The 17017-nt window shown below is 75.4% G+C and carries 17 protein-coding genes; 10 read left to right on the top strand and 7 right to left on the bottom strand.

The genetic code is table 11. The features are described 5' to 3' along the window. From ACWGB8_RS14920 to ACWGB8_RS14910, 3 genes are all read right to left on the bottom strand, one after another. On the bottom strand, positions 1-884 hold an 884-nt coding region (locus tag ACWGB8_RS14920), incomplete at its 3' end, for a choice-of-anchor P family protein (RefSeq protein WP_452213701.1). Between the two features lie 176 nt (positions 885-1060). Beyond that, positions 1061-1738 (bottom strand): uracil-DNA glycosylase, encoded by a 678-nt coding sequence (locus ACWGB8_RS14915; protein WP_452213699.1) that lies wholly within the window; start codon positions 1736-1738, stop codon positions 1061-1063. 60 nt (positions 1739-1798) lie between these two features. Next, positions 1799-2887 (bottom strand): amidohydrolase family protein, encoded by a 1089-nt coding sequence (locus tag ACWGB8_RS14910; protein WP_452213697.1) that lies wholly within the window; start codon positions 2885-2887, stop codon positions 1799-1801. Positions 2888-2989: 102 nt separating this feature from the next. Between ACWGB8_RS14910 and ACWGB8_RS14905 the strand changes: the two genes are divergently transcribed. After that, the gene (locus ACWGB8_RS14905; protein ID WP_452213695.1) at positions 2990-4072 is read left to right on the top strand and encodes a pyridoxal-phosphate-dependent aminotransferase family protein; all 1083 of its coding nucleotides are present in this window, start codon (positions 2990-2992) and stop codon (positions 4070-4072) included. Between the two features lie 152 nt (positions 4073-4224). Then, entirely contained in the window at positions 4225-5805 is a 1581-nt protein-coding gene (tmpA, locus tag ACWGB8_RS14900; protein WP_452213694.1) for a 2-trimethylaminoethylphosphonate dioxygenase, read from the top strand. A 17-nt stretch (positions 5806-5822) separates the two neighbouring features. Here the strand turns inward: tmpA and ACWGB8_RS14895 are convergent, their stop codons facing one another. Next, positions 5823-6620: a GntR family transcriptional regulator gene (locus tag ACWGB8_RS14895; protein ID WP_452213703.1), complete on the bottom strand. Its 798-nt coding sequence runs from the start codon at positions 6618-6620 to the stop codon at positions 5823-5825. A gap of 304 nt (positions 6621-6924) precedes the next feature. Here ACWGB8_RS14895 and ACWGB8_RS14890 point away from each other — a divergent pair, with 304 nt between their 5' ends. The 6 genes from ACWGB8_RS14890 to ACWGB8_RS14865 are packed head-to-tail and all read left to right on the top strand — an operon-like array spanning position 6925 to position 12119. Further along, positions 6925-8094, top strand: a complete 1170-nt coding sequence (locus ACWGB8_RS14890) for an ABC transporter substrate-binding protein (RefSeq protein WP_452213692.1) — start codon at positions 6925-6927, stop codon at positions 8092-8094. A gap of 44 nt (positions 8095-8138) precedes the next feature. Further along, complete coding sequence (locus tag ACWGB8_RS14885) at positions 8139-9098, top strand: ABC transporter permease (RefSeq protein WP_452213690.1); 960 nt, start codon at positions 8139-8141, stop codon at positions 9096-9098. Further along, positions 9086-9955 (top strand): ABC transporter permease, encoded by an 870-nt coding sequence (locus ACWGB8_RS14880; RefSeq protein ID WP_452213688.1) that lies wholly within the window; start codon positions 9086-9088, stop codon positions 9953-9955. Before ACWGB8_RS14885 ends, ACWGB8_RS14880 begins: the two co-directional genes overlap by 13 nt. Before the next feature lie 35 nt (positions 9956-9990). Beyond that, positions 9991-11079: an ABC transporter ATP-binding protein gene (locus tag ACWGB8_RS14875; protein ID WP_452213686.1), complete on the top strand. Its 1089-nt coding sequence runs from the start codon at positions 9991-9993 to the stop codon at positions 11077-11079. Positions 11080-11123: 44 nt separating this feature from the next. Continuing rightward, positions 11124-11792 (top strand): HAD family hydrolase, encoded by a 669-nt coding sequence (locus tag ACWGB8_RS14870; protein ID WP_452213684.1) that lies wholly within the window; start codon positions 11124-11126, stop codon positions 11790-11792. 6 nt (positions 11793-11798) lie between these two features. Continuing rightward, entirely contained in the window at positions 11799-12119 is a 321-nt protein-coding gene (locus ACWGB8_RS14865; RefSeq protein ID WP_452213682.1) for a DMT family transporter, read from the top strand. Positions 12120-12165: 46 nt separating this feature from the next. Here the strand turns inward: ACWGB8_RS14865 and ACWGB8_RS14860 are convergent, their stop codons facing one another. After that, positions 12166-12732 (bottom strand): MarR family winged helix-turn-helix transcriptional regulator, encoded by a 567-nt coding sequence (locus ACWGB8_RS14860; RefSeq protein ID WP_452213680.1) that lies wholly within the window; start codon positions 12730-12732, stop codon positions 12166-12168. Between the two features lie 113 nt (positions 12733-12845). On the opposite strand from ACWGB8_RS14860, the gene ACWGB8_RS14855 reads away from it, so the two are divergent. Both ACWGB8_RS14855 and ACWGB8_RS14850 read left to right on the top strand, forming a co-directional pair. Further along, positions 12846-13823: an EamA family transporter gene (locus ACWGB8_RS14855; RefSeq protein ID WP_452213678.1), complete on the top strand. Its 978-nt coding sequence runs from the start codon at positions 12846-12848 to the stop codon at positions 13821-13823. After that, positions 13813-14343 (top strand): hypothetical protein, encoded by a 531-nt coding sequence (locus ACWGB8_RS14850; RefSeq protein WP_452213676.1) that lies wholly within the window; start codon positions 13813-13815, stop codon positions 14341-14343. The genes ACWGB8_RS14855 and ACWGB8_RS14850 overlap by 11 nt, the downstream gene beginning before the upstream one ends. 33 nt (positions 14344-14376) lie before the next feature. Here the strand turns inward: ACWGB8_RS14850 and cobC are convergent, their stop codons facing one another. Continuing rightward, positions 14377-15426 (bottom strand): Rv2231c family pyridoxal phosphate-dependent protein CobC, encoded by a 1050-nt coding sequence (gene cobC / locus ACWGB8_RS14845; protein ID WP_452213675.1) that lies wholly within the window; start codon positions 15424-15426, stop codon positions 14377-14379. After that, complete coding sequence (locus ACWGB8_RS14840; RefSeq protein WP_452213673.1) at positions 15423-16733, bottom strand: cobalamin biosynthesis protein; 1311 nt, start codon at positions 16731-16733, stop codon at positions 15423-15425. Before ACWGB8_RS14840 ends, cobC begins: the two co-directional genes overlap by 4 nt. Between the last annotated feature and the right edge of the window lie 284 nt (positions 16734-17017).

Genomic DNA, 17017 nt, shown 5'->3' with positions numbered 1-17017 from the left:
GCGGGGGCGCGGGCCGCGGTGCCCCCGCTGCGCCGGGGGGCGGCAGGGGCCCCCCCACCGCCGCCGGCCTGCGGGCCGGGCCGGGCGGCCCCGGTGGCCGGGTCGGCGGCGGGGCGGACGGCGGGCGGGGTGCTCGGCACCCCCGTGCCCGGCGCGGGCGCGGGGGTGCCGGTCGGGGCCGGCGGGGCGGCGGGCTTCTCGCAGCTGACCGAGGCCACCGTGATCCGGCCCGACACCTTGGCGACGTTCAGGTTGAGCGGGTTCACCTCCACCTGCACCTCCAGCGCCGAGGCGGCGGCCGTACTGGAGGTGGTGCTGCGCTTGGAGAGCTCCACCGACACGCTGCCCACCGCCGGGACGTCCACCTTGGTCGGCCCGTACAGCCCGACGGTGACCGGCTTGCCGAGCACGGTCAGCTTCGCGGGCGCGGTGACCTGGGCGGTGGGCGCGCCGTCCACCGGGCAGGTGGCCTCCGCGCTCATCGCCTCCAGGCCGAGCAGGGTGGTGAGCGGCAGGCCGGGGGCGCGCACGTCGGCGTTGACCAGCCGGACGGAGGCGGCGGTGCCGGTGGCGTCCGAACGGGTGGTGGAGCTGCCCGCGTCGGCCTTGACCAGGGTGACCGGGCCGCGCTGGTCGACGCCGTCCACGGTGGCGGTGAGGATCGCGCCGGTGCGCTGCTGCGGGGTCTCCACCCGGTTGAGGGAGACCTTCACCGGGACCTCCACGGCCCTGTCGAGCAGGCTGACGGCGAGGTCGAGCTCGGCGGTCACGGCGCTCGCCCGGCCGGTCGGCGCCGGGGCGGGCCCGTCGGCGACCGCAGGTGGGGCGGTGAGCAGTGCACAGACCGCCGTGGCGGCGGAGGCGGAAACGATTCGGCTGGACATGGTCCGGCGAGAAGGCATGGCGGGATCCCGGGTCTGGTCGAGCGGTGGAGCGCGCCAGTCTTCTCGAACAATCCGTCACATGAGTAACACTGAACGTCATTTCACCCGTACGGGTGAGGTTGACGTTCGGGGCTGACCGATGGAGGCCTCCCGCCGTACCGGGCCTGTCCGTCCGGCTACGGCAGCTGCCAGTTCACCGGCTGCGCACCCTGCTGCACCAGGAGCTCGTTCGCCCGGCTGAACGGGCGCGAGCCGAAGAAGCCGCGGTCCGCCGACATCGGGCTCGGGTGGACCGACTCGACCGTGGGGACGTTCCCCAGCAGGGGGCGCAGGTTGCGGGCGTCGCTGCCCCAGAGGATCGCCACCAGCGGGCCGCCGCGCGCCACCAGCGCGCGTATCGCCTGCTCGGTGACCGCCTCCCAGCCCTTGCCCTTGTGGCCCCCGGGCTTGCGCGGGGTGGTGGTCAGGGCCCGGTTCAGCAGCAGCACGCCCTGCTCGGTCCACGGGGTGAGGTCCCCGTTGGAGGGCTGCGGCAGGCCGAGGTCGGTGCCGTACTCGCGGAAGATGTTGACCAGGCTGGGCGGGATCGGCCGGACGTCCGGCGCCACCGAGAAGCTCAGGCCGACGGCGTGACCGGGCGTCGGGTACGGGTCCTGCCCGACGATCAGGACCCGGACGTCGGCGAGGGGCTGTTGGAACGCGCGCAGCACGTTCGCCCCGGCGGGCAGGTAGGTACGGCCGGCGGCGATCTCGGCGCGCAGGAAGTCGCCCATCGCGGCGATGCGGCCGGCGACCGGCTCCAGGGCGGCGGCCCAGCCGGGCTCGACGATCTCGTTCAGTGGACGCGGTGCCATGGGTGTCACCCTATCGGCCCCCTCCGACAGTCCGTCCACGTCGCAGGCCCGCGGCCCTCCTCACCCGACCGGACGACCCCTCAGCACCACCAGCCGGGGGTCCGCAAGCACCCGGACGTCCGCCCGCGGATCCTCCGCGTACACCACGAAGTCGGCCGGCGCGCCCTCGGTCAGACCCGGTCGGCCCAGCCAGGCGCGGGCGTCCCAACTCGCCGCCGCCAGCGCCTCGGAGGGCGTCAGGCCGGCCTTCACCAGCTCGGCCACCTCGTCCGCCACCAGGCCGTGCGCGATCGAGCCGCCGGCGTCGGTGCCGACGTAGACGGGGACGCCCGCGTCGTGCGCCGCGCCCACCGTGTCGTAGCGGCGCTCGTGCAGCCGGCGCATGTGCGCGGCCCAGTTCGGGAACCTGCCCTCGCCGCCCGCCGCCAGTGCGGGGAAGGTGGCGATGTTCACCAGCGTCGGGACGATCGCCACCCCGCGCTCGGCGAACGCCGGGATCAGCTCCTCGGTCAGCCCGGTCGCGTGCTCCACGCAGTCGATCCCGGCCGCCAGCAGGTCCGGCAGCGACTCGGCGGCGAAGCAGTGCGCGGTCACCCGGGCGCCCTCCTCGTGCGCCGCCGCGATCGCCTCCGCCAGTGCGTCGCCCGGCCAGCAGGCGGCGAGGTCGCCGCGCTCCCGGTCGATCCAGTCGCCGACCAGCTTCACCCAGCCGTCGCCCCGCCGGGCCTCGGCCCGGACGTACGCGGTGAGGTCCCCCGGCTCGATCTCGTGCGCGTAGTTGCGGATGTAGCGGCGGGTGCGGGCGATGTGCCGGCCGGCCCGGACGATCCGGGGCAGGTCCTCGCGGTCGTCGATCCAGCGGGTGTCGGCGGCCGAACCGGCGTCGCGGATCAGCAGGGTGCCCGCGTCGCGGTCGGTGAGCGCCTGCTTCTCGCTGGTCGCCGCGTCCACCGCGCCGTGCGCGTCCAGGCCCACGTGGCAGTGCGCGTCGACCAGGCCGGGCAGCACCCAGCCGGTCACCGTGCGGACGTCCGGCGCGGCCGGGCGGGTGAAGGTCACCCGGCCGTCGACCACCCAGAGCTCGTCCCGGACGTCCTCCGGCCCGACCAGTACCCGACCCCTGACGTGCAGCACCGCGCCATCGCTCATGGCCGCACTCTACCGACGCCGGAATGTCCTGTAACCGGTGCGAATGCGGCAGACTCGTCCCCGTTCGCACCCGTACTCCCCGTGTGAAAGGCCGACCGCACCGTGAGCCCCTTCCTCGACCTGCCCCCGCTCACCGCCGCCCGCTTCGCGGCCATCGAGGACCGGGTGGCCGCGCTGCTGCACACCACCGCCGACGTCGTCGTCACCCAGGGCGAGGCGCTGCTGCCGCTGGAGGCCGCCATCCGGGGCGCCGTCCACCCCGGCTCCACCGCGCTCAACGTCGTCACCGGCCCGTACGGGCAGACCTTCGGCGGCTGGCTGCGCTCCTGCGGTGCCGAGGTCGTCGACCTGGCCGTGCCGTTCGACAGTGCGGTCACCGCCGAGCAGGTCGCCGGAGCGCTGCGGGCCCACCCGGAGATCGACTTCGTCTCCCTGGTCCACGCCGAGGCCGCCACCGGCAACACCAACCCGGTCGCGGAGATCGCCGTCGTCGTGCGCGACCACGGCGCGCTGCTGATGCTCGACGCCGTCGCCTCGGTGGCCGCCGAACCGCTGCTCACCGACGCCTGGGGCGTCGACCTCTGCGTCATCGGCGGGCAGAAGGCGATGGGCGGCCCGGCCGGCGTCTCGGCGGTCTCGGTCTCCGCGCGCGACTGGCAGCGGATCGCCGCCAACCCGGCCGCGCCGCGCCGGTCGTACCTCTCGCTGCTGGACTGGAAGGAGCGCTGGACGGACGCCGGGCGGACGGCACTGCCGCACGCGCCCGCCCAGTTGGAGATGCTCGCGCTCGACGCCTGCCTCGACCGGATCGCCGCGGACGGCCTGCCGGCGGTCATCGCCCGCCACCGGGCCGCCGCCGCGGCCACCCGGGCCGGGGTCCGCGCCCTCGGCACGCTCACCCCCTTCGTGGTGCACGACGGGCACGCGGCCCCGGTGGCGACCACCCTGCGCACCCCGCCGGGCCTGCACGCCGCCGAACTCGCCGCCCGGCTCGACCCGGCGCTCCCCGTCCAGCCCGGCGGCGGCCCGCTCGCCGCCACCATGCTCCGCGTCAACCACTACGGCCCGGCCGCCGCCCGCACCACCGTCGCCGCCGTCCTCACCGGCCTCGCCGCCGCCCTCGGTACCGACCCCGCCGGGGCCCTGGCCGCCGCCGACACGGCCTGGACGGCGTCGGTCGGGTAGGCCCGGTCCGACCCGGGTGCCGTCCACCGCCCTCCCCGGGAGTGTTCGGGAGTCGTTCACCCGCTGGGCACCGGGGGAACACCGGGGGGCGGGAGGCTCCTGAAGAGGCAAAGTTGGCTGTACAACTTTGCGGGACTTCAGGAGGAGAGGCCATGTCGGAACTGTCCCCGTACTGGTTGCGCGACAACTGCCCGTGCACGGAGTGCCGGGATCCGCGGAACGGGCAGAAGCTGTTCCAGATCACCGACCTGCCGCCCGGCCTGGCCATCGCGGAGCAGCACGAGGCGGACGGGTGGCTGACGGTCCGCTGGTCGGACGGGCACCGGTCGCGGTACCCGGCCGACCGGCTCGCGGCGGCGGGGGAGGGGGACGGGCGCACCGAGGCGGACAAACTGCTCTGGGAGGCGGCCGACTTCGCGGCCGGCCCGCCGGAGGCCGAGTGGGCGGCCTACCTGGCCGACCCGGCCGAACGGGCGGCGGTGCTGCGGGCGGTGCGCAGCCGCGGCTTCGCGGTGCTGCGCGGGGTGCCGGTGGCGGAACGCGCGGTGCTGGAGGTCGCCCGCACCTTCGGGTACGTGCGGGTGACCAACTACGGCGAGCTGTTCGACGTCCGGATCGAGCCGGACCCGAACAACCTGGCCTTCACCAGCACAGCCATCGCCCCGCACACCGACAACCCCTACCGCGACCCCGTCCCGACCCTGCAACTGCTGCACTGTCTGGAGAACTCCGCGACCGGCGGCGACTCCGGGCTGGTGGACGGCTTCCGGGCGGCGGCCCTGCTGCGTGCGCAGGCCCCGGAGGCGTTCGCGGTGCTCACCCGGACGCCGGTGCCGTTCGTCTTCCGCGACCGGGGCACCGAACTGCGAGCCGACCGCCCGCTGATCGGGGTGGACGGGCTCGGGCGGATCCGCGAGGTGCGCCTCAACAACCGGTCGATCGGCACCCTGCGCGGCTCGGCCGCGGAGCTGGAGGAGTTCTACGCGGCGTACCGCCGCTTCGCCGGGATCACCCTGCGCCCGGAGCTGCGGCTGGACTTCCGGCTCGACCCGGGCGACTGCCTGGTGTTCGACAACGTCCGCCTGCTGCACGCCCGGACGGCCTTCGCCCAGGACGGCGCGCGCCACCTCCAGGGCTGCTACGCCGACCTGGACGGACTGTCGTCGACGCTCGCCGTGCTGGAGCGCCGGGAGGCCGCCCTCGACACCCTGGCCGGCCTGTTCGCCGGCGAGGGCGCCGGGGAGTACCTGGGCGAGGCGGTCACCATGGCCGCACACATGCTGCAGGCCGGGGCGCTGGCCGAGGCGGCGGGCGCGCCGCCGCACCTGGTCGCCGCCGCGCTGCTGCACGACGTGGGCCACTTCCGCGGCGCCCTGCACGGGCGGGACCTCATGCAGGGCCGGGACAACCACCACAGCGACACCGGCGCGGACTGGCTGGCGCAGTGGTTCGGCCCGGAGGTCACCGGGCCGGTGCGGCTGCACGTGGCCGCCAAGCGCTACCTCTGCGCGGTCGAAGCGGCCTACCGGGCCGGCCTGTCGGAGGCCTCCGAGTACACCCTCGGGGTGCAGGGCGGCCCGATGACGGCGGAGCAGGCCGCGGCCTTCGCCGCCCTGCCGGGGGCGGCCGACGCGGTGGCGGTCCGCCGCTGGGACGAGCGGGCCAAGGACGCGGACGCGCGGACCCCGGACTTCGCGCACTTCCGCCCGCTGCTGGCGGCGCTGATGGGCTGAGCCCCCGTCGAGACGCCCTAGTCCTGCTCCCGGGCGTGCCGGGAGAGGGCCGACGTGGCGAGCGAGTTGTGCACGCTGAACGCCACCGTGCCCGGCAGGTAGCGGTCCTGGGACCACTCCACCGGGGTGCCCGTCGGGTCGGTGGTGCGGCGGCGCTCGCGCAGCAGCGGGCTGCCGCGGCGGCAGCCGAGCAGCCGGGCGTCCTCGGCGTTGGCGGTGACCACGTCGATGGTGTGGTCGGCGTCGGTGAACAGGATGCCGTGCTCGCGCAGCACTTCGGTGTGCGAGACGACGTCGGTGGGCAGCTGGGCGACGATCTCGCCGACCCGGGGCGGGTAGACGGTGCGCTCGACCATCACCGGGGTGCCGGAGAGGGTGCGCAGCCGGACCGTCGCGTACACCTCGGTGCCGGGCTCCAGGCGCAGCTGCTCGCGTTCGGCGGCGTCGGCGGGGCGGCGGACCAGCGAGTCGAGGATGCCGCCGGGTTCCTCGCCCATCGAGCGGGCCCAGTGGGTGAAGCTGAGGAGTTCGGAGAAGCTCTGCACCCGGGCGGTGCCGAGGACGACCCGGCGGGTGCCGCGCCGGGAGGTGACCAGCCCGTCGGAGCGCAGGACGGCGAGCGCCTGGCGGACGGTGCCGCGGGAGACGCCGTACTGCTCGGCGAGCGCCCCCTCGGCGGGCAGCCGGCCGGCCTCGCCGTACGCGCCGCCGGCGATGGCCTCGCGGAGGTCGGCGGCGACCCTGCGGTAGAGCGCTCCGCCGGCCGGCGCGGGTTCCGGTCCGGCCGCCGCGGGGTGCTCCGGTTCGAGTGCCACGTCTGTCAAGGTCCCTCCTGGGGCGGTGTCCTGCGCAGCCGTACCGGCGCGGACGGCCCGAGCGTATCCCGCTGCGCATCCGAAGCATCGCACCCGGCGCGGGGCCCGCAGGGCGGTGGATTCGACCGTTCCCGCAGCCGACCCCGGTTCTGGGCCGACCGTTCACCTTCCCGTCACCGGGTTCGGGCGTACTGGTGCCGCACCGGGCGAAGTTGGCTAGTCAACTCGGCTCACTCCCGCGACCCCTGCGCCCGGACACCCCCCGAACCCCCCTTGCTGTACGCCCCGATCTGGAGACTGACCAGTGACCGTGCACCGCGCCCGTGCCGCCGCCTTCGCGGCCGTCCTGACCGCCGCCGCGCTCTCCCTCACCGCCTGCGGCTCCGCGGGCTCCGCCGCGAAGTCCGGCGACGCCGCCAAGGGCGGTGCCAAGGACGCGAAGACGGCCACCTCCGCCGCCGACTTCGGGGGCATGGACGGCCTGATCGCCGCCGCCAAGAAGGAGGGCAAGCTGCACGTCATCACGCTGCCCCGGGACTGGGCGAACTACGGCAGGATCATCGACGGCTTCAAGGCCAAGTACGGCATCGAGGTCGAGGAGGAGAACCCGGACGGCTCCAGCCAGGACGAGATCAACGCGATCAACTCCCGCAAGGGCCAGGACCGCGCCCCCGACGTCGTCGACCTCGGCAGCGCCTTCGCCATCCAGGCCGTCAAGGACGGCCTGCTCGCCCCCTACAAGGTCGCCACCTTCGAGAAGGTGCCGGAGACCATGAAGGACCCGAGCGGCGCCCGCGTCAACGACTACGGCGGCTACATCTCCATCGGCTGCGACGCCAAGAAGATCGCCAACTGCCCGAAGACCTTCGCCGACCTGCTCAAGCCCGAGTACAAGGGCCAGGTCGCGCTGAACGGCAACCCGACGAAGTCCGGCTCCGCCTTCGGCGGCGTCTACGCGGCGGCCCTCGCCAACGGCGGCTCGCTGGACAACGTCCAGCCCGGCATCGACTTCTTCGGCAAGCTGAAGCAGATCGGCAACTTCAACCCCGTCGAGTCCACCCCGGCGACCATCGAGAAGGGCGAGACCCCGATCTCGATCGACTGGTCCTACCTGAACGCGGGCTACAGCGACCAGTTCAAGGACAAGGGCGTCGACTGGAAGGTCTCCATCCCGGCCGACGGCAGCTACGCCCAGTTCTACAACCAGGGCGTCAACAAGTGGGCCCCGCACCCGGCCGCCGCCCGCCTGTGGCAGGAGTACCTCTTCAGCGCCGAGGGCCAGAACCTCTTCCTCGGCGGCTACGCCACCCCCGCCACCTTCGAGGCGCTGAAGAAGGAGGGCACCCTGGACGCCGCCGCCGCGGCCAAGCTGCCCGCCGTCGAGAAGCCGTTCACCACCTTCCCGACCGTGGAGCAGATCAACGCGGCCAAGAAGGTCGTCACCGAGAACTGGACCAAGGCCATCGCCGGCTGAACCGCCGCCACCCCTCCCCACTGCGAACGGGCTGAACCCACCTCATGACCACGGCTCCCACCCCGGTGCCGACCACCCCCGCCGCCACCTCCCCCGGTGGCGGCGCGGGGGCGTCCGCCACCGCCACCCCCGGCACCCCGCGCAGGCGTCCGCGCCCGCGCCGCGGCGGCGCCTCCTGGCTCGCCACCCTCCCGCTGTTCCTGTTCTTCCTGATCGGCTTCGGCCTGCCCGCCGTCGCCATCGTGATCGGCGCGTTCACCGCGTCCAGCGACGCCGAGAGCGGCGCCGGGCAGTTCACCCTCGACAACGTCACCGACTCCGTCCAGGGCGCCTACTGGACGGCCATGGTCAGCAGCCTGAAGCTGTCGGCGCTGACCGCCCTGCTGTCGGTGCTGATCGGCCTGCCGATCGCCCAGGCCGTGGTGACCTCCCGCTTCACCGCGCTGCGGCAGGCCGTGCTGACCGCCTCCGGCGTGCTCGCCAACTTCGGCGGACTGCCGCTGGCCTTCGCCTTCGTCGCGACCCTCGGCAACGCCGGCGAGGTCACCCAGCTGCTGAACCTCACCGACCACGGCTGGACCCTCTACTCCTTCACCGGCCTCACCATCGTCTACCTGTACTTCCTGATCCCGCTGATGGTCCTCACCATCACCCCGGCCCTCGACGGCCTGCGGGTCCAGTGGCGCGAGGCCGCGCACAACAACCGGGCCACCACGTACCAGTACTGGCGGTACGTCGCGCTGCCGATCCTGCTGCCCTCGCTGCTCGGCGGCTTCGTGCTGCTCTTCGGCAGCGCCTTCGCCGCGTACGCCACCGCCGCCGCCATGGTCGGCGCGACCGTGCCGCTGGTCAGCCGCTCGATCGCCGACGCGCTCTCCGGCAACGTCCTGGTCGGTCAGGGCAACCTCGCCCTCGCCCTCAGCCTCAACATGATCGTCGTCGCGGTGCTCGTGATGGCCGTGTACCTGCCCCTCCAGCGCCGGAGCGCCCGATGGCTCAGCTGACCCCCACCGCCCCTGCCGCCGGCCGCGCCCGGGCGGCCCGCCCCGCCCGCCCCCGGCCGCGGTACTGGCGCGGCGCCGTCCTGCTGGTCGCCGCCGTCTACTTCCTCGTCCCGCTCGCCGCCGCCGCGTACTTCTCGATCGACGAGCCCGACGGCTACTCGCTGGAGGCGTACACCGGCCTGCTCGGCGCCCCCGGCTTCCTCGACAGCCTCTGGCTCACCCTGCGGCTCGCCGTGGTCACCGTCCTGGTGCTGCTCCTGCTGCTGGTGCCCGCGCTGATCGCCGTGCGCCTCGGCGCGCCCCGGCTGCGGCCCGTCATCGACGTGCTCTGCACCCTGCCGCTGGTCGTCCCGCCGGTCGCGCTGACCGCCGGCCTGATCGGCGTCCTGCGCTGGGGCCCGGACTACCTGATGGAAACGCCGTTCTTCCAGACCTTCGTGTTCGTCCAGGACCCGGACTTCCCGCTGGTCCTCGTGATCGCGTACGTGCTGATGGCCCTGCCGCTCGCCTACCGCGCCCTGGACGCCGGCCTGCGCGCCGTCGACGTCCGCACCCTGGTCGAGGCCGCCCGCAACTGCGGCGCGAGCTGGCCGCGGGCCGTCCTCACCGTCGTGCTGCCCAACCTGCGCACCGCCCTGCTGAACGCCTCCTTCCTCACCCTGGCCCTGGTGCTCGGCGAGTTCACCGCCGCCTCCATCCTCGGCTACCAGCCCTTCCCGGTCTGGATCTACACGGTCGGCAACAGCCAGGCCCACATGTCCGTCGCCGTCTCCATCCTCAGCCTGCTCATCACCTGGCTGCTGCTGCTCCTGCTGGCCTACCTCGGCCGCGAGCGGCACCGGAAGACCGCCCCCTGAACCCCCGCCTGCCGCAGCAGAAGGACACACCCCCCATGACCTCCCTCGCAGTCGAGAAGACCACCGGCGCCCGCTCCGGCGGCGCCACCGTCGAGTTCCGCGCACTGCGCCGCGCGTTCGGCGCCACCACCGCGCTGGATGGCCTCGACCTCACCGTCCGCCCCGGCGAACTCCTCGCCCTGCTCGGCCCGTCCGGCTGCGGCAAGACCACCGCGCTGCGCATCCTGGCCGGCTTCGAGCAGCACGACTCCGGCCAGGTCCTGGTGGACGGCGAGGACATCACCGCCACCCCCGCCCACCGCCGCGACGCCGGCATGGTCTTCCAGTCGTACAGCCTCTTCCCGCACCTCACCGCCGCCGACAACGTCGCCTTCGGCCTGCGGATGCGCGGCACCGGCAAGGCCGAGCGCCGCCGCCGAGCCCAGGAACTGCTGGAGCTGGTCGGCCTGCCGCAGCACGCCGACCGCTACCCGCACCAGCTGTCCGGCGGCCAGCAGCAGCGCATCGCGCTCGCCCGGGCGCTCGCCCTCCAGCCGCGGGTGCTGCTGCTCGACGAGCCGCTGTCCGCGCTGGACGCCAAGGTCCGGCTCACCCTGCGCGAGGAGATCCGGCGCCTGCAGCAGGAGTTGGGCATCACCACGCTGTTCGTCACGCACGACCAGGAGGAGGCGCTCTCGATGGCCGACCGGGTCGCGGTGCTGCGGGCCGGCCGGCTGGAGCAGTGCGCCGCGCCGTCCGAGCTGTACGGCCGCCCGGCCACCGCGTTCGTCGCCGAGTTCGTCGGCACCATGAGCCGGATCCCCTGCGTGCGCGCCTCCGGCGGTGTCGAGGTGCTGGGCCGCCGGCACCCGGTGGACGGCGACGTGCCCGCCGACGGACCGCTGGACGTGCTGGTCCGCCCCGAGGACGTCGCCCTGGTGCCCGCCGCGGACGACCCGGACGCCGCCGTGGTCGTCGCCGCGTCCTTCCTGGGCGCCGTCACCCGGCTGACCGTCCGGCTCGCCGACGGCACCGAGGTCAAGGCCGACCTGCCGACCGCCCGGGCCGCCGCACTGCCGGTCGGCTCCGCGGCCGAACTCCGCCTGCCCGAACGGCCCGTGCTGGTCGACCGGCGTAGCGTCTGAGACGTCCTCCCGAACCATCCACCGGCTCCACCGAAGGTACCGCCATGCCTGAAACCCCCGCCCCCGCCGCCGTGCTGTTCGACATGGACGGCACCCTGGTCGACACCGAACACCTCTGGTGGCAGGCCGCCGCCGAACTCGCCGGGGAGCTCGACCTCGTGCTCGGCGAGCAGGACGTCCCCGAGATCCTCGGCCGGGCGATCGAGCACACCGCCGCCCACCTCCACCGGGTCAGCGGCACCGGCCTCGCCGAGGACGAACTCGCCGCCCGGCTCGGCGACTCCTTCGCCGCCAAGGTCGCCGCCTCCACCGTGCCGCGCCCCGGCGCGCTCGACCTGCTCGCCGAACTCCGCGCGGCCGGGGTGCCCACCGCCCTGGTCTCGGCCTCCCCGCGCCGCGTCGTCGACCTGGTGCTCGACGCGATCGGCCGGGAGTGGTTCACCGTCACCCTCGCCGCCGAGGACACCCCGCGGACCAAGCCCGCGCCCGACCCGTACCTGGCCGCCGCCGCCCGCCTCGGCCTCGACCCCGCGCACTGCGTCGCCGTCGAGGACACCCCCACCGGGGTCGCCTCCGCCTCCGCCGCGGGCTGCGCGGTGCTGGCCGTGCCGTCCTCGCCGGCCCCGATCGCCGCCGCGCCCCGGATCACCCTGCTGGCCACCCTCGCCGACGCCGACCTCGCCCTGCTCGGCCGCCTCGTCCCGGCCGGGTGACGGCCGGTGGCCTACCTGCTGCTGGCCCTCGCCATCCTCAGCGAGGTCGCCGCCACCAGCTGCCTGAAGCTCACCGAGGGCTTCACCAGGCTCTGGCCCAGCCTGGGCGTCGGCCTCGGCTACGCGCTCTCCTTCTTCCTGCTGGGCCGGGCGCTGAAGGACATCCCGGTCTCGGTGGCGTACGCGGTCTGGTCCGGCGCCGGCACGGCGGCGGTGGCGGGCATCGGCGCGGTGGTGTTCGGCGAGCCGCTGGGCCGGCTGCAGTGGCTCGGGATCGCCCTGGTCATCGTCGGGGTGGTGGTCCTCAACCTCCGGGGCGGCCACTGAGCCGGGCCGGGGCCCGGGCAGGCCGGATCGGGCGGGCGGCCGGGCGCTACCCGGGCAGGCCGTGCGGCGGGAGGGTCCGGCCGAGCTTGCGCAGCAGGCCGGTGAGGGTGTGCTGCTCCTGTGCGGTGAGGCCGGCGAGCAGGTGGGCCTCGTTGCGGAGGTGGTGCTCGAAGGCCCCGTCGATCAGGGCCAGGCCCCGGTCGGTGAGGCGGATCAGCCGGCCGCGGGCGTCGTCCTCGGCGGTCCGGCGGCCGACCAGCCCGGCGCGTTCCAGCCGGTCGACCCGCTTGGTGACCGCGCCCGAGGTGACCATCGCCGAACCGCGCAGCTCGCCGGCGGTCAGCTCGTGGGGCGCGCCGGAGCGGCGCAGCGTGGCGAGCACGTCGAACTCGCCGCGGCCGAGGCCGTACTGCGCGAAGACCTGGCAGAGCCGCTCCTCCAGCGCCCAGTGCAGCCGGGTGATGCGGCCGACCACGTGGATCGGGGAGGGGTCGAGATCGGGCCGTTCCCGGAGCCACTGGCCGACGATGCGGTCGAGCGCATCGGCCGGCTCCGCGGCGGCGGGGGGCGCGGTCGGCTCGGGCGGGGCGGTCGACTCGGCTTCCTCGGGCATGGCTTGACTATACCTTCCGCGGAAAGCAATCTGTCTTCCATGGAAACTATTGTGTGCTGCCCGGCGCCGGGACGCTCCGGCGACCGGCCCCGCGGCGCGACGGCGTGCACCGCATGACGAACGGCCGCCCCCTCCTCACCTCCGGCGTCACCGCGCTCGCCCCGGCCGTCTGGGGGAGCACCTACCTGGTCACCACCGAGTGGCTGCCGCCCGACCGCCCGCTGCTCGCCACCACCGTGCGGGCGCTGCCCGGCGGCCTGATCCTGCTGGCCTTCACCCGCACCCTGCCGAAGGGCCGCTGGCTCGGCCGCACCCTCGCCCTCGGCACACTCAACATCGGCGCGCTCAACTTCCTGCTCTTCGTGGCCGCCTACCGGCTGCCCGGCGGCGTCGCGGCGATGATCACCGCGGTGCAGCCGATGCTCGTCCTGGTCCTGGCCGCCCTGCTGCTCGGCGACCGGATCCGGCCCCTGCACGTGGCCGCCTGCCTGCTCGGGGCCGGCGGGGTGGCGCTGCTCGTCCTCAAGGGGTCGGTGGCCCTCGACGCCGTCGGGGTGGCGGCGGCGCTGACCGCGGCGGCCAGCCTGGCGGGCGGCATCACCCTCGCCAAGCGGTGGGGGCGCCCCGAGGGCGTCGGGCTGCTCGCCTTCACCGGCTGGCAACTCGTCGCCGGCGGACTCGTCTCACTGCCCTTCACCCTCGCCCTGGAGGGGCTGCCGAGCACCGTCACCGGCACCAACCTGCTGGGCTTCGGGTACCTGGTCTCGCTGGGCGCCGTGCTCAGCTACGCGATCTGGTTCCGCGGCATCGCCCGGCTGCCCGCCCTGGCGGTCTCCTTCCTCGCCCTGGGCAGCCCGGTCGTCGCCACCCTGCTCGGCTACCTGTTCCTGGACCAGACGCTGTCGGCCCTGCAACTGGCCGGGATCGCGGTGATCATCGCCGCCGTGCTGCTCGCCCAGCCCCGACCGCCGCGCAGGCCCCGCGACCCGGACGGGCCGGGCGGCCCGGATCGGGGCGGCCCGGGGGAAGTGCCGGAAAAGGGCTGGCCCCGCCGGCCCGGTCGCCCGCACCATGCTGGGCATGCCGCATGACTCCACGCCGCTCCTCCTCCTCGACGTCGACGGACCCCTGAACCCCTACGCCGCCAAGCTGCGCAGACGGCCGACGGGGTACGGGACCCACCGGGCCAGACCGGACTGGGTGCTGCGCAACGCCGAGCGCACCGGTGAGCCGATCAAGCCGATCCGCCTCTGGATCAACCCCGACCACGGGCCGGAACTGCTCGCCCTCCCGTACGAACTGGTGTGGGCGACGGCCTGGATGGGGCAGGCCAACGAATGGATCGGACCGCTCGTCGGCCTGCCCGAACTCCCCTTCATCGCCTGGCCGCAGCTGTTCCGGGAGGACCCGGACGGGCTGCACTGGAAGACCCGGCACCTGGTCGACTGGGCGGCCGGCCGGCCCTTCGTCTGGGTGGACGACGAACTCGGCCCGCAGGACACCGCGTGGATCGCCGACCACCACCCCGGCCCGGCGCTGACCCACTGGGTCGACCCCGGGGTCGGACTGCGGGACACCGACTTCGCGGCGCTGCGGGCCTGGGCGGCGTGACCGGCCCCGCGCCCGTCGCCGGAGGGGCGGGAGTCAGGGCGTGAGCACCCCGGCCAGCGCGGCCAGGAAGCGGTCGGTGGTGGCCTCGTCGCGGACCGCCAGCCGCAGCCAGTCCCCGCCCAGCCCGGGGAAGGTGTCGCCCCGGCGGACGGCGAAGCCCGCCGCGCGCAGCCGGACCCGCACCTCGGCGGCGCCCGGCAGCTCGATCAGCACGAAGGAGGCGGCCGGTTCGCCGTGCACCCGGACGGCCGGGAAGGCGGCCAGCCCCTTCAGCAGGTACCCGCGGTGCAGGGCGAGCTCCTCGGCCGCGGCCTCCGCCTCGGCGACGGCCGCGGCCGTACTGCACGCCTCGGCGGCGGCCAGCGCCGGGGTGGAGACCGGCCACAGCGGCTGGGCGGCGGCCAGTTCGGCGATCAGCGGGGCCGGGCCGAGGGCGTAGCCGATCCGCAGGCCGGCCAGGCCCCAGGTCTTGGTGAGGCTTCGCAGGACGACCACCCGGCCGGGCAGGTCGCGCCGGGCCGCCAGCGACTCGGGCTCGCCCGGCACGGCGTCCATGAACGCCTCGTCCACCACCAGGGTCCGCCCGGGGCGGGCGAGCACGGCGAGGGCCCCGGCCGGGTGCAGCACGGAGGTCGGGTTGGTCGGGTTGCCGACCACCACCAGGTCGGCGTCCGGCGGTACGGCGCCGGGGGTGAGCCGGAAGCCGTCGGCGGGCCGCAGCAGCACCCGCTCCACGGTGTGCCCGGCGTCCCGCAGGGCGGCCTCCGGTTCGGTGAACTGCGGGTGCACGACCACCGCCCGACGGGCCGTCAGCACCCGGGCCAGCAGGACGAAGGCCTCGGCCGCGCCCGCCGTCAGCAGCACCTCGGCCGCCGGGCGGCCGTGCCGGGCGGCGACGGCGCCCCGGGCGGCGGTCGGGTCCGGGTAGGCGGCGAGGTCGCCGAGCGTGCCGGCCAGGTGCGTGCGCAGCCACGCCGGGGGCGTGCCGGTGCGGACGTTCACGGCGAGGTCGACGAGACCGGCGGCGCGGACCTCGGCGTCCCCGTGGTGGCGCAGGTCGGGTTCGGGGGCGGGGCTGGTCACGGGGTCGCTCCAGGGGTGGGGAGGCCGGGCACGCGCAGCAGCTCGTAGCGGCCGCCCGGCGGGTCGTACCGGGTGCCGTCCCCGTCGGCGACCAGGCAGACGGCCTGCCCGCGCCCGGCGAGTGCGACGGCGGCGGCGGTCGGGTCGCCGGCGTCACCGGGGACGGCGGCGTCGGGGTCGGGGGTGACCCGGCGGGTGCCCGGGCGCAGCAGATCGGCGATCCGCTCGACGGCGGCGGGCGTACCGACCACCACCGAGGCGCGCCGCAGCTCCTCCACCGCGCGCGGCACCAGCAGGTCGCGGTCACCGGGCCCGAGGCCGACCACCGCCAGCCGGCCGCGCACCGCGGTCCGGGCGACGGCGACCGTGGCCGCGGCCGACTTCCGCTTGGTGACGAGGAGTTCGCCGCCGTCGGCCGCCAGGACGGCCGCCGCCTCGGCGACGCTCGCGGTGCCGACGGCCGCCCGGACGCCGTCCGAGGGGGTGGGCACCGGCACCCCGGCCAACTCCTCGGCCGGCAGCTCCACGACCGGCACGCCCAGGCAGAACGCCGCCCAGCGGACGCCCGGGTGCCCGGCCTTGCCCCGGACGGTCGCCAGCCGGGCGACGGCGTTCCGTGCGAAGCCCTCGGCGGCCAGGGTGTCCAGGACCAGCCGGATCACCTCGGTGTCCCCGGCGGCGGTGCCCGCGCCGACCCCGACCACCAGGGTGCGGGGCTGCACCAGCAGGACGTCGTCCCGGTACGCCCGGTCGGTGATCCGCAGGACCGGGGCGTCCGCGGGCGCGTCGGGGGTGACGGAGGGCGGCAGGGCGGGCAGCGGGTGGTCGAGTTCGGCCTCCAGCCGGACCGGTCGGCCCTCGCGCAGGGCCTGCCGGACGGCCTCGCCGCCCGGGCCGCCGGTCACCTGGACGGCGTGGCCGTGCAGCAGGTCGAGCGGAGCGGGTGCGGCCGGGCGGCCCGGGCCGAGCACGGGGGTCGCGCCGAGCACCGCGGCCACCTCCCGGGCCAGCTCCTCGGCACCGGAGGTCAGCGGCACCGCCCAGCGCCGCTGCGGGTCGGCGCAGACCACGGCGCGGTCGGGCCCCCACTCCTCGGGCTGCACCTCGACCAGCAGCCGGACGGCGAGGGCGAGCGGGGCCAGGCACACCACCCGGGTGTGGCGGGAGAGCGCGAGCTCCATGGCCTCCCGCGGCCCGAAGCAGGAGCCGCCGGAGGCGCGGTGCACGGTGCTGGCGTCCGGCCAGGCGGCGTGCAGCTCGTCGGCGAGCGGACGGCCGGAGGGAAGTGCCGCCACCAGGCCGATCATCCGCCGAGTCCTTCCGCCCGAAACCGCTGGTCCAGCCCGCTCGGCGGGCCAGGAGATCCCACCACGCCCCCGACGGACGGGTCAATCGGCGCCCCTGTGACCTTCACCGCCCCCGTACCGGAGGAGGGACCGCCCCCGTACCGGAGGAGGGGACGTCAGGGCCGCCGGGAGCGACTGGGATGATCGGAACTTCGGGAGCGCCCGCCACGTCGAGCAAGGCGGGGAGGCGCGAGGGAGTGCCGGGTACGGGGGAGCGGGAACGGTGGACCGAACGCGTCCGGGGG

The organism is Kitasatospora sp. NPDC054939 (genome assembly GCF_053610105.1).
Note: the sequence above shows the minus strand (reverse complement) of the source record. Positions and strands in the feature narration are given on the sequence as shown.